Annotated in this window: 7 protein-coding genes; 1 reads left to right on the top strand and 6 read right to left on the bottom strand. The window is 62.6% G+C overall.

What is annotated here, in order from left to right; translation table 11 throughout:
• Positions 1 to 51: 51 nt before the first annotated feature.
• From E0L15_RS11205 to E0L15_RS11230, 6 genes are all read right to left on the bottom strand, one after another.
• Complete coding sequence (locus tag E0L15_RS11205; RefSeq protein ID WP_168125655.1) at positions 52 to 5,262, bottom strand: lamin tail domain-containing protein; 5,211 nt, start codon at positions 5,260 to 5,262, stop codon at positions 52 to 54.
• A 39-nt stretch (positions 5,263 to 5,301) separates the two neighbouring features.
• Positions 5,302 to 6,510, bottom strand: coding sequence for a YibE/F family protein (locus E0L15_RS11210; protein WP_243155479.1), 1,209 nt, complete (start codon positions 6,508 to 6,510; stop codon positions 5,302 to 5,304).
• A gap of 180 nt (positions 6,511 to 6,690) precedes the next feature.
• Positions 6,691 to 7,869, bottom strand: coding sequence for a [FeFe] hydrogenase H-cluster maturation GTPase HydF (gene hydF, locus E0L15_RS11215; protein ID WP_168125656.1), 1,179 nt, complete (start codon positions 7,867 to 7,869; stop codon positions 6,691 to 6,693).
• Positions 7,870 to 7,882: 13 nt separating this feature from the next.
• Positions 7,883 to 9,298 (bottom strand): [FeFe] hydrogenase H-cluster radical SAM maturase HydG, encoded by a 1,416-nt coding sequence (gene hydG, locus E0L15_RS11220; protein ID WP_168125657.1) that lies wholly within the window; start codon positions 9,296 to 9,298, stop codon positions 7,883 to 7,885.
• Positions 9,299 to 9,326: 28 nt separating this feature from the next.
• A complete protein-coding gene (gene hydE / locus E0L15_RS11225; RefSeq protein WP_168125658.1) occupies positions 9,327 to 10,289 on the bottom strand; it encodes a [FeFe] hydrogenase H-cluster radical SAM maturase HydE in 963 nt (320 codons plus the stop codon).
• The gene (locus E0L15_RS11230) at positions 10,279 to 10,542 is read right to left on the bottom strand and encodes a TM1266 family iron-only hydrogenase system putative regulator (protein ID WP_087232376.1); all 264 of its coding nucleotides are present in this window, start codon (positions 10,540 to 10,542) and stop codon (positions 10,279 to 10,281) included. Before E0L15_RS11230 ends, hydE begins: the two co-directional genes overlap by 11 nt.
• 1,522 nt (positions 10,543 to 12,064) lie before the next feature.
• On the opposite strand from E0L15_RS11230, the gene E0L15_RS11235 reads away from it, so the two are divergent.
• A complete protein-coding gene (locus E0L15_RS11235; RefSeq protein WP_168125659.1) occupies positions 12,065 to 13,255 on the top strand; it encodes a peptidylprolyl isomerase in 1,191 nt (396 codons plus the stop codon).
• Positions 13,256 to 13,267: the final 12 nt, after the last annotated feature.

Raw genomic sequence — 13,267 nt, forward strand, 5'->3', positions numbered from 1 at the left:
GAGTGCCTGTTGCAAATCAAATTTGCAACAGGCACTTCTCATTAGTCACTCTTACCGCTGTTCCCGCTTCTTGCGCTCTGCGGTCACCAGAGCCAAGCCGCCGCAGGCGGTGAGGGCCGCCACGGCAAAGGCCAGCAGGTTGGCCTGGTCTCCGGTCTGGGGCACATTCTCCCCGTCCGGGGTCTGGCTGGGCTGGGCACTGGGCTGCTCGGGCAGTCGGCCCAGGGCGGCCAGCAGCGCCTCTGCCAGCTCATCCACCATGGCCTGGTCCTCCTGGGTCAGGCTGGTGTCGCCCAGGACCTGATAGGCCTGCTCCAGCAGCTGGTGGAGCTCCTGGAGGTCCTCCTGGTCATAGCCGCTGAGGTCCTGGCCCTCCACCTGGTCCACGGCAGCCTGAAGGCCGCTCAGGTCCACCTTCTCCTCCACCGGAATCTTGGCAAACTCCACCTGGATGGTGTGGTTGGCCTTCACGTCGGTGAAGGTGTAGCGATTATCCTCCAGCTGGACGGGCTGGCCGTCCACCAGCACCTGGGCCACCTGATAGCCTGGCTCACAGGTGATGGTGTAGGTGATGCTCTGGCCCTCCACCACCTGGGTCTGGCCGGAGTTGCTGATGGAGCCGCCCACCCCAGCGGAGGCCTCAATGGTGTAGGTCACCGGCTCCGGCTGGGCCTCGGTGACAAACTCCTGCACCTGGGTGGTGGTGATGCCGTACTGGTCGTTGGTGACCCGGGCATACCAGCCGTACTGGGTCTCGGGCTGGAGGCCCTGCCAGGTGTGCTCCACGTCCCCGGTGCTCTGGGGATAGCTGGCGATGACCTGCTGGGTCTGCAGGTCCACGGTGAGGCGGTCGGTGGTCAGGGTCTTGTCGCTGGTGTCGAAGTCCACATCCAGCTCACTGATGTCGATGTCCACCGCCCGGGTGCCCTCGCCGTAGCTGTCCAGCTTGGGGGTGTCGTAGTAGTTGAAGTCATCCCGGTAGGGAGAGTAGGAATTGAGGTAGATCTTGTCGTTTTTCAGGTCGAAGTACAGGAACTTGATGTACTCAGAGCCGCCCTCGGGGTCGGACTGGTAGTCGGTACAGATCTGGTACACCGTGCGCTCCTTGATGCCGTCCCCGTTGTCGTCGAAGCAATCGGTCTGGATGCTGGCCCCGTGATAGTGGCCGTTGAGCACCGCAATGACGTTGGGGTTCTTGGCCACCACCTGGTCCTGGAGCAGCTTTCCGGTGTAGTCCAGCAGGCTGTCCGCCTCCTTGACGTTGGTGTAGCGGTGGAGGGCGATGATGGCCTTGCGGTCGGAATACTGCTGGAGCACCTGGTTCATCCACTCAATTTCCTCGGTGTAGATGTCCCAGCTCATGTAGAGGATGATGAGGTCCTGTCCGTTCTCGGTGAGCAGGTCATAGTGGCCCAGGTTGTTCTGGTAGGAGCCGCCGTAGGTCTCCTGGTCGGCAAAGCGGTCCTCGCCGAAGTATTTCCAGTAGTTGCCGTACCCCTCGGCGCCGGCGTACACGTCGTGGTTGCCGCCCAGCACGCCGTAGGGCATGCCCGCCTCGTCGAAGATCTGCATGGCCTCATCGGCGTTTTTCCACTGGCCCACCATGTCCACATCGTCCACAATGTCACCGGTGTGGAGCACATAGCGGATTTTCCACTCCTGGGCGTTGTCCACAATCCACTGGTTCATGTTGGTGTAGTGGTAGGGGAAGCTCTCAGCATAGTACTGGGTGTCGGTCTCCCAGGCCAGGGCGAAGTCGTACTGCTCCGGCCGTCCGGTGCCGTCCCACTCAGACAGGCTCTGGGCCTCCAGGGCAGTGGCAGCGGAGATCTCCGGCTCCACACCCTGGGTGGCGCACTGCACCAGCAGCACGGCCTGGCCGTCCATCACATGGTCCTGGGCGGCAACGGACTTGGAAATGGTGCCGTCCGCTCCGGCCTGGGCCACCTGGTCCCAGCTCTGGGTGGTGTAGTTGTAGATGTACATGGTCACCGGGTGGGTCTGGTCGGCGTGGCTGGCGCTGCCGCTCCACGCCACGGCGAGGGTGTCATCCGCGGCGGTGGCTCCGGTTTGGATGGTAAACAGCTGATAGGGGAAGGTGCCGTTGCCCTCGGGGTCGCCGTCGGCCACGGCAATGCTGCCATCCTCCAGGGAGAAGTTCTTACCCTCCAGGAAGGTCACGTCTGCCACCTGCTGGTCCAGCGAGACGCTGAGCTGGGCGGTGGTGGCGGTGATGCCGTCGTTGTTGGTGTCCGAGACGCTGGGGTCCACCTCCTGGGTGGTGAAGGTCACCTCAGCGGTGGACACATTGCCCGCCAGGTCCGAGGCCACCACCTTCAAGGTGTGCTCGCCCACGCTCAGCTCCCGGGGCACCAGGGTGGTGGGCAGGGTCAGGGGCTGGCCGTCCAGGCTCACCGCCAGGTGCTCCACCCCGTTGGCGTCGCTGGCCACGGTGCCCTCCTCCAGCAGCAGGGGCTGGTAGAGGACGCTGCCCTGGGCCACACCCAGGTCAAGGGCGGGGGCGGTGTTGTCCACCACCACGTTGGCGGTGGTCTGCTTGTCTCCAGAGGTGGCCACAATCTGGTGCACGCCGTCGGTGAGGGCGGTGGTGTCCAGCTGGGCGCCCACGGCGTTGACCTCAGCGGCGGGGATGCGGAAGGTGGCGTTGAGATAGGGCACCATGCCGGAGCTGTCGCCGATGGTGTGCCAGGCGTCCAGTTCGGTGCTGGGGTTGGTCTTGTCGTTGTCGGGTCCGATCTCCACCGGCAGGTAGCTGTTGCCGTTGGCCAGCACCAGCTGGAGGCCGGAGACCTCAAAGTCCTCGTGGTTCTCGTTTTTCACCACGTCGTAGATCTCCTCAAAGGGGGTACCGCTGTCGCCAGCCCAGATGGTGAGGGTCACGTCATAGGTCTGGGTCTCGGCGTTGTAGGTGAAATACTTGTTGTCCACGTGGATGGCCCGGGACAGGGGCAGCTCACACCAGGGGCTGAGAATGGTGATGATGTCCCGGCTGTCGTCGCCATAGGGGGCCGTCACCGCATTCTTGAAGTAGTTGTTCATGCCGCTGGTCTTGACCATGAAGTAGGCCCCGTCCTCCAGCACCATCTGGGTGTCCACCTCAGTGCCATCCACGGAAATGGTGGTATTGGCGTTGTCTCCGCCGTCGTTGGCGGTGACGGTGCTCACCCCGGACAGCAGGGTGTCGTCGGCCACATTCAGCCGCACGCTGTCCCCGGTGTCGTTGAGGCGCTCAATGGCCACCGTCTCCTCCGCCGTCTCGCTCATGCCGTACAGGGTGTAGGCCCGGACCTTGAAGGTGACCGAGTCATGGCCAAAGAGCACGTCGGCGGGAATCTGCATCAGGAAGTGGCCCAGACGCCACTGGGTGGTCTGCTTGATGCTGGTCCACTGGGTATCGTCGTCCAGCTTGTAGAGAATTTCCGTGCCAATGAGGTAGGGCCGGTTCTTCAGCGCTTCGCTGCCACAGTGGTAGTCCCCCTCAAAGGCGTCCAGGCGGTCATCCCCGGTGGCGCCCACGAGCAGGTCCACGTCATACATCACCTTCAGCCAGTCCCCCTCCTGGATGGACGCGGGCACAGGCAGCCCCTCGCTCTCACACACGTTCAGGGTGGGAGCCTTGCCGTCATCGGCGGGGTAGTTGGGATAGCCCTGGAAGGGGAGCAGCTGGTCCAGCACCTGCCAGGGCTCTACCTGGCCCGGGGTGGCCTGGGAGACGGTGGCGGGAATGGAGGCGTTTTCCTCGCTGGTGCCGTGGGGGCAGGCATATTGCAGGGCGGTGCGGGCCGAGGAGAACTGGTCCGAGGCGGTGTTAAACCCTGCCACGGTGAAGGCGTCCTCCTCCGAGGTGCCCAGGCGAATCCACCGGGGGGCGCTGCCGTGGAGGCCGGAATAGTTGACCTGCACGATGTCCTTGCCCAGTTCCAGGTCGGTGCCGTAGAAGTTGTTAAACTGCTCCACGGTGGTGCCGTTGCTGGTCAGCCAGTACACCATGGTCTGGCCGGGCTGGATGGTGGTGGTGAAATCCCCCACCGTCCAGGTCTTGCCGGACTGGGAGGCGGTGCGGGTGGGGTAGTCGTAGTAGTACAGCACCTTGTAGTAGCCCAGATTGATGGGCTTGTCGGTCTGGTTGTACACCTCAAAGTAGGAGTACTGGCCGCCGTCGGGGGAGCCGGGATTGGCCGCCACCTCGGTGACCACCAGGGGGGCCGCCTGGGTGTCCTGGGGCACCACGGGGCTTACGTTGGTGGTCTGCTCCTGGGTCTGGGCGGACTTGCCGGGGCCGTAGCTGGCGGTGACATACCACTGCACCTGGTCGGCGTAAATCCGCTCGGCGGGGACCTGGCCCACAAAGCTCTGCCCGTCTCCGGTGGCGGTCATGTCCACTTCCTTGTAGTTGGTGTAGGCGGTCTCCTGCTGCCCTGCCATCTGGCGGTAGTGGAGGGTCACTTTCATGGCAGAGGGGGTGCCCTCATAGGGGATCTGGGCGGTGACCGTCAGGCCGTCGCCGCCCACACCCTGGACGCTTGCAATGTCCGGCACCTGCTCCACCACGTGCACCTTCTCCGGGGGCACCTGCTCCGGGGAGACGCTGCCGGGGGTGGCGTCGGCCACGCCCAGGTTGGTGCACTCCCGGCCGGCGCCGGAGTAGCCGTACTGGATGGCCTGCTTGTCCGGGTTGCCCGTGGCGATCTCGTCGCCGTGGGCGTTGGACCAGGCGGAGACGAGGATGGAATCCTCATCCTTGCCCAGGAAATAGCCACGCTTGGCGCTGTTGTGGATGCCGCTGTAGGGAATGCGCACGATGTCCACATTCTCCACCAAATCGGTGCCATAGAACTGGTTGAACTCCTTCACCGTGCGGCCACTGGTGCCCTCGCTTTGCCACAGCACCATGGTCTTCCCCGGCTGGATGTACAGATCCTGGCCCTGGGAGCCCCAGTCGGCGGGCTTGAACACCTTGCCCGTGCCCAGACCAGCCTCATAGGCGTAGTAGAAGGTGTACTCGCTGAGGTTGATGGCCTCATCGGAGTTGTTGTATACCTCGGTGTAGGTGTAGCGCTTGCCCGAGGCCTGGTCGGTGGAGACCTCGGTAATCAACAGTGGTGGGGCCTGGGTCCAGTCCACAGCCTCTGCCCCGGCCTGAGCCTGGGTTGTCTGGGCAAAGCCCGGGACGGCCTGGGACAGTGCCATGGAGGCGGCCAGAATGGACGCAGCCACAGCTCGCATGTTCTTTCTTGACATCAGTTTCTCTCTCCCTTCCTTTGTCCGCTTCACCAGGCATTATACCGAGCCCCCGGTGGGCTTTCTATCCAGGGTTTTAGAACTTTGTGTAAAGGTTTCGTGATGTTCTATTTTTTTCCTGGTCATCAGAAAGGCGGAGATGGCAGACACCACAGGCACCGTCAAAATCACCCCAATGGAGCCGGAAATACCCTGCAGAAGCTCAATTCCAATGGCGTACTGGTTCATAAACTCCAGATAGGGCATGTTATAGGAGTAGATGATGATGAGGGTGTTGATGGAGCCCCCGGCAAAGGCCAGAATCAGGGTGTTGGACATGGTGCCCATCATGTCCCGGCCCACGTGGATGCCGGAGCGGAACAGCCGCTGGAAGTCCAGCTCCGGGCTGTTGGCGTGGATCTCCGCAATGGTGGAGGCGACGGACATGCTCACGTCCATCACCGCCCCCAGAGAGGCAATCAAAATGCCGGAAAACAGGACACCCGCCACATCCAGGCGGCTATTCTGGGCGATAAAGGCCAAGGTCTCCACGTCGTCCACATTCAGTCCGGAGATGTGGCCCAGATGCCCGAACAGGTGGGCGGTGGCCCCGGCGATGAGCACCCCGGTGACGGTACCCAGCACCGAGCACAGGGTCTTATAGGAGCAGCCGCCAATGAGGGACATCACCACCACCGTCACGATCACCGAGGTGAGGGTGGCAGCCACAAAGGGGGACACCCCCACATACATCAGGGGCAGATAGAAAAAGAGAATGCACACAAAGGTGAACACCAGACCCACCGCAGAGCTGATCCCCTGCTTTCCGCCAATGAGGCAGAGAATGACCAGAAACAGGGCAATCAGCCCCCACAACACCATGCCACGGTCGTAATTGTACACGGTGGCCACCAGATTTCCCTCCGAGTCGGTGTTCACCAGGGCGATGACCCGCAAGCCCGGCACGCACTTGGCCCCGGATTGATTGGCATAGGGGCTGGTGGCCTCACAGGTCTGCCCCTTGTAGGCCCCGCTGATGATGCGAAGCTCCACCGTCTGGTTGCCCTGGAGCTCCACGTCGCTGTCGTCCAGGTTGCTGGACATCACCTCTTCCACCACCGCCTTGGCAAAGGTAGCCCCTCCCGTGGGGCGCAGGGCGGGCCGGTCCAACCTGCCGTTGAAGGCGATGAGCGCTCCCAAAAACATCACCACGATCACAGCCCCCACCAGCAGAAACCGCTGTTTTCTACTCTGTCCAACCATCTTCATCTCTCTGACTCCTTTTTCTTCAATTCACGGATGGTTTTTTATTTTAGAAGGTGGATATTCCCCTGTCAATCGTTCCAACAAAGACAAACAGAAACTTTACACTCCTCTTACAGATCGCCTCCCGTTCCCTGTCTGGGGGCAAAAAAAGTGGTGAAGGAATCTCATCCTTCACCACATGTTTTACCAGCTCACTTGATTTAAAATCCCGGTCAAATACGCAATGGCCACCCCGTAGTTGGTCATGGGCACCCCCTGCCGTTGGGCCTGAGCCAACCGGGAGAGCACATAGGCCCGGTTGAACATGCACCCGCCGCAGTGGATGACCAGGTCGTACCCGGTGAGATCGTGGGGGAAGTCGTTGCCCGCCACCACATCCACCTGGAGGCCCTGCCCCACCCGATGGCGCAGCAGTCTGGGAATCTTCACCCGCCCGATGTCCTCTTCCAGGGGGGCGTGGGTGCACCCCTCGGCAATAAGCACCCGGCTGTTCTCGGTGAGGGTTCCAATGGCCTTTGCCCCCTGGGCAAAGGCGTCAATGTCCCCCTTATCCGCCGCCATGAGGATGGAAAAGGAGGTGAGCAGGCTCTGTTCCGGCTTTTTGGCCGCCACCAGGGGGAAGCACTGGGAATCGGTGATGATGAGCTTGGGGGGCGCGCTCAGAGCCGCCAGAGCCCCGTCCAGGCCATGGTTGGTGGTGCTCACCACGGTGCACTTCAAGTCCAGTAGATGCCGGATGGTGCGCACCTGGGGTAAAATCAGCCGCCCCTTGGGGGCCTGAATGTCCTGGGGCATCACCAGCAGCACCACGTCCCCGGCGCTGCACAGCCCCCGGGTCAAGTCCTGCCGCCCGAAATCCTCGGGCACCAGGGCGGTGAGGGCAGCCCGCAGGGCCTCAATCCCTTCCCCGGTGGCGGAGCTCACCGCCACCGCCCGCTCAGCAAGCTCCTTGGGCAACTTGGCCGGGGCGGCCAAATCCCCCTTGGTCTGCACCACCAGGAAGGGGGTGTTCTGGGCTTTGAGCTGCTGGGCCCACCCCAAGTCCTCCTGAGTGGGCTCCCCGGCGATCACCAGCAGGGCCACGTCCGCCCGCTGGAGGGTGTCCCGGGTGGCCTCCACCCGCAGCTGCCCCAGCTCCCCCTCGTCGTCATACCCGGCGGTGTCGATGAACAGCACCGGGCCGATGGGGTGCAGCTCCATGGCCTTTTTCACCGGGTCGGCGGTGGTGCCCGCCACCGGGGACACCAGGGCCACCTGCTGACCGGTGAGGGCGTTGATGAGGCTGGATTTTCCCGCATTGCGCCGCCCGTACAGGGCGATGTGCAGCCGCTGGGCGGCGGGGGTCTCCTGTAATCCGCTCATGGTCTTGTCCTCCTTAGAACCGGAAGTCCCGCATGCCGCCCTCCATGTCGTGGAGGTGGCGGATGACGGTCTCCTTGACCTTGGGGTTGGTGATCTTGTCCACCTCTTTCTCAATGAGGGCCATGCCCTTGGCACGGGTCTCGGGGCTGGCGTAGTCCTCCAGGTACTCCTTGAGGGTCATCAGGGCGTTGGGGTGGCAGCAGTTGACAATCTGGCCGCTCTTACACAGGGACATGAACCGGTCCCCGGTGCGGCCCTCCCGGTAGCAGGCGGTGCAGAAGCTGGGGATATGGCCCATGTCTAAAAGCCAGCTCACCACCTGGTCCAGAGTGCGGGTGTCGCTGACCTCGAACTGGGAGGAGTCCTCCTCCTCTTCCTCGGCGTAGCCGCCCACGCTGGTGCGGCTGCCGCCGCTGATCTGGGACACGCCCAGCTCCAGCACCTTCTCCCGGCACTCCTTGCTCTCCCGGGTGGAGATGATGAGGCCGGTGTAGGGCACGGCAATGCGCAGCACCGCCACAATCTTGGCAAACAGCTCATCGCTGATGCCGTTGTCGAACTGGTCGGGGTCGATGTCGTCGGCCCGGCGCAGACGGGGCACGCTGATGGTGTGGGGACCCACCCCGTACACCGCCTCCAGGTGCTCGGCGTGCATGAGAAGGCCCACAAAGTCGTAGTCGTACAGATTCAGGCCGAAGAGGACGCCGCAGCCCACGTCGTCAATGCCCCCCTCCATGGCCCGGTCCATGGCCTCGGTGTGGTAGGCGTAGTCGCTCTTGGGCCCGGTGGGGTGCAGGTCCTCATACTGCTTCTGGTTGTAGGTCTCCTGGAAGAGGATGTAGGTGCCAATGCCCGCCTCTTTCAGCTTGCGGTAGTTCTCCACGGTGGTGGCGGCAATGTTCACATTCACCCGGCGGATGGCCCCGTTCTTGTGGTGGATGGAGTAGATGGTGTGGATGCTCTCCAGCAGGTACTCCATGGTGTTGTGCACCGGGTCCTCACCGGTCTCCAGAGCCAGACGCTTGTGGCCCATGTCCTGGAGGGCCACCACCTCCCGGACAATCTCCTCCTGGGTGAGCTTTTTCCGGGGAATGTGCTTGTTCTGGCCGTGGTAGGGGCAGTATTTACAGCCGTTGATGCAGTAGTTGGACAGGTACAGGGGGGCAAACATGACAATGCGGTTGCCGTAGAACTTCTCCTTGATGCGCCTCGCCAGGTCGTACATCCGCTCCACCAGGTCGGGCTGGTCGCACTTGAGGAGCACCGCCGCCTCCCGGTGAGTCAGGCCCTTGCAGTTCTCGGCCTTTTCCAGCAGCTGCTGGACCAGGGCCCGGTCATTGGCGTGTTCCTGGGCATAGGCCAGGGTGTCCCGGATTTCTCCATCGTGGATGAATTCCTGGGCGATATGGGATTTGGGATTGTACTGCATAGCTGATTCCTTCTTTCTCAAACATTCATCACAGGGGCACCCGCCCCAGGCGTTTGATCTGTTCCTCCAGCTGCTGGCGCTGGGCGGGAATGTCCGTGTCCGGCAGCTGGGCGGGATAGATTTCATACATGCGCTTGTAGCAGTTGGGGGTGATCTTCCGCATCACCACGTTGGCGCCCCCGGAAAACACCTGGCCGTTGTCCCCCCGCACGGTGAGGGCGGTGGTGGCAGGCAGGTTGGCGCTGGGCAGCATCAGCCGGGCCAGGGCCACACAGCGGCGGGTGAGCTCGGCATCTCCCGCCGTGCCATCCCGAAGGGGGGTGTCCGGGTGGGGCAAAAAGGGCCCAATGCCTGCCATGTCGCAGGGGATGGAGGCCAACAGCAGCAGGTCCTGGGCCAGGGTTTCCAGGGTCTGCCCCGGCAGGCCCACCATAAACCCGCTGCCCGTCTCGTACCCCAGCCTCTTGAGGGTGCGCAGGCAGCCCACCCGCTTGTCCAGGCTGCTGTCCGGGTGGAGGCGGCGGTACAGGTCCGGGTCGGCGGTCTCATGCTTGATGAGGTATCGGTCCGTCCCCGCCAGCTTCAAAAAGGCGTAGTCCTCCTCCCGCATCTCTCCGCACCCCAAGGTCACCGCCATGTCGGTTTTGGCCTTGATGGCGGAGACGATTTGCCCCAGCATCAGGGGGGTATACCAGGGGTCCTCCCCGGACTGGAGCACAATGGTGCGGTAGCCCACGGCGTGGGCCTCACAGGCGGCCTGCACCACCTCTTCCGGGTCCATGCGGTAGCGGGTCAGATTTTGGCGGGGGGCCCGGAGGCCGCAGTAGGTGCACATGCGCCGACAGTGGTTGGAGATCTCCAGCAGCGCCCGGATGTGCACCGTGTCTCCCACGGTCTCTCGGCGTACCTGATCTGCCTGGGCGTAGATGGGGGAGAAATCCTCCAGCCCCAGCAGCTCCACCAACTCCCCCTGGGTGAACTCAGCTCTCATGGCTCTGGGTGGCGGGGGCGTACAGGGCCTTGGCGGACACCCCGCCCAGCTGGCCCAGCTTCCCGGTGAGGGCGCTGATGACGTCGTTGGGGGCGTCCAGAATGACGCTGATGACGCTCACCCCCCGCTGGCGGTAGGGCACCCCCATGCGGCCTACGATGTAGGTTCCATAGTCGTGGAGGAGGTTGTTGATGTGGTCGGTGGCGGACAGGTCCTCCACAATGATGCCGATGACGGCCAGGCGTGTGTCCATAGGCGTGTATCTCCTTTTTTGCAATAAAAAATGCCTGCACAGACCCACTGTGCAGGCAAAACAGGCGACAAAAGACGCTCCCCCGCACATTTGCGCGGGCGAGTGTGGAAAACAATCTGTCGTCTTTCCCTTCGGGGGACACCCTTGGGGTCAGCACAGGATGGATGGGGACCGTTGGCGGCGGGCGAGGGCCCAGCGCCGCAGGCGTTGTGTCGTAATACCATGACGGCAGCGCCGGAATGGTATTATGCCATGTTTTTTCGGTTGCCCCGCAAGGGGCGAGAAAAACGGCAATCATAATCCGGTATAATAGCCGCTTTGCGGCTATTATACCACAGTAGGGCGGGTTTGCAAGGGGTTTCCGCCCCCTGTGCCTCCGTTCTCCCTTTTGTAGGTGCGTTCTTCTCCACAGCCCAGGCTCAGGCTTGCCAGCCAGGGTTTGCTCCGCAGGGTGACTTTCTCCCCGATGAGAAAGTCACCAAAGAATCGCCAAAGGCGGGGCCTTCCCCCGCCTTGTGGAATCCACCCCGCGGTACGGGGTGTCCCTGCGTCCTCCTTTTTGCGGCCCTTGGCCTGGCGGGGTCACATAGATGGATCGGTAATTCTACCGAATATACCTGCTTCTCTGAAACATAATCCTTCTACTCCCAGGGCCTTACCCTGGTTGGCCGCTGTTCCCAGCGATCGGTAGCCTGGCTTCCGGCGGCGGGAACGCCGCTCTTCCAGAGTAGGCCCGGAGGTGGAAACCACCCAGCCATAGGGCCAGCTGCCCAGGGTAGCCTGGTGTGGTGGCACGGCTAGGCGCCACAGCAAGGGTAACGGGCCGAACACCAGCTTGACGCAGGTCCAGCCTCGTACCCCAAGGGAGGTCCTTAGGGGGGAACGCCCTAAGCGGGTTTTGGTTCCTTTTGCCCGCTCAAAAGGAACCCCCAGCGGGTAGCGTCCCCACCCGGCTGGCAAGCCTGAACGAGGCCTTTTAGAAGAACAACTCCTCAGTCTGCTTCGCAGACAGCTCCCCTTACACAGGGGAGCCTTTGAGCTAGGCAGTCACCGGGAGCCTGGCTTCCGGCAACTGGGAACAGTTGCACACCAGGGTGAGGCCCTGGCAATCGAAGTACAATGTTCCAGAGAAGCAGGCACGTTCCGTAGAATTTCCATGCCATCTATGTGACCCCACCGGGCCAAGGGCCGAAAACAGGAAGACGCAGGGACAGCCTCGTACCCCAAGGGAGGTCCTTAGGGGGGAACGCCCTAAGCGGGTTTTGGTGACTTTTGCCCGAACAAAAGTCACCCCAGCGGAGCGTCCCCGGCGGGGGCGCTGGTTTCCGCCGGGGAAATCGGAGAACGGCAAGCCCAGCGGAGCGTCCCCGGCTGGGGCAAGTGAAGAGTGAAGAGTGAAAAGTGAAGAAGTGCAGGGCTACCGCCCTGCGCCACAAAGGGTTTGCCTTTTCTCCCATTTGGTGATACAATGTCCCCTAGACTGTGCCGGGCATTTCCCGGCACCTGAAAAAGGAGTTACAACATGATGACTATGAAAAAGCGCATCACGTCTTTGCTTTTGGCCGCCGGGATGACCTTCTCCCTGGCCGCCTGTTCCACCCCCGCCGCCGAGCCCACCGACTCCCCCGCTCCCTCTGAGGAGATCGTGGCCGACCTGTCCCGAGACATCCTGGACTTCTCCGCCGGGCTCAAGGGCGACGAGACCATGCTCACCGCCAACGGCGAGGTGATTCCCGCCGACCTGTACCTGTACTTCCTGGCGGTGAACTGCGCCTATCTCACCCAGATGTACCAGGCCGATGTGGCCGACTACGCCGACCAGCTCAAGGAGGACAGCAAGACCGTCACCGCCTACTACAAGATTCTGGAGGCCAAGTGCGAGGAGCTGGGCTGCCCCCTCACCGACAAGCAGCAGACCGAGCTCAACGAGACCCTCATGTCCGAGGGCCAGGAGAAGTACGACCAGCGCAAGACCATCAACGGCCTCAGCGACGAGACCATGAAGTTCGTCTACTCCATCAACTACTTCTATGACAACGTCCTCAACGCCACCATCGGCCAGCCCACCGAGGACGACCTGAACAACTACGTCTATCAGACCCGCCACATCCTCCTGAAGACCGTGGACACCGAGGGTACCCCCACCGTCCAGGAGGACGGCTCCTACGCCTACCCCAAGCTGGACGACGAGACCATCGCCGAGAAGAAGGCCCTGGCTGAGGACATTCTGGCCCAGCTCAACGCCAGCGACGACCCCTCCACCCTCTTCAACGACCTGATGAACGAGTACAGCGAGGACGAGGGTCTGGAGCAGAGCCCCGACGGCTACACCGCCACCCTGGGCCAGATGGTCTCCGCCTATGAGAAGGCCGCTCTGGAGCTGGACTACGGCCAGGTGTCCGGCATTGTGGAGTCCGAGTACGGCTACCACATCATCATCCGGGACAAGGTGGCCGACACCAGCGAGTACGTGGACAAGTGGCGTGAGTACAAGATGGGTCAGCAGGTGGACCAGTGGATTGCCGACGCCGACATCCAGTCCACCGAGACTCTGGACAACCTGGACGTGGCCGACTTCTATGCCAAGTTCAACGCCTACCAGGTGGCTCTCAACGAGAAGTACACCGCCGCCCAGGAGACTCCCTCTCCCTCCGTCAACCCCTCCGCTGACCCTGAGGCCACCGGCTCGGTGGAGGACGAGGCTGTTGGTTAAATGAAGAACGAA

Source organism: Pseudoflavonifractor sp. SW1122, assembly GCF_012027765.1.
Classification (GTDB): domain Bacteria; phylum Bacillota; class Clostridia; order Oscillospirales; family Oscillospiraceae; genus Enterenecus; species Enterenecus faecium.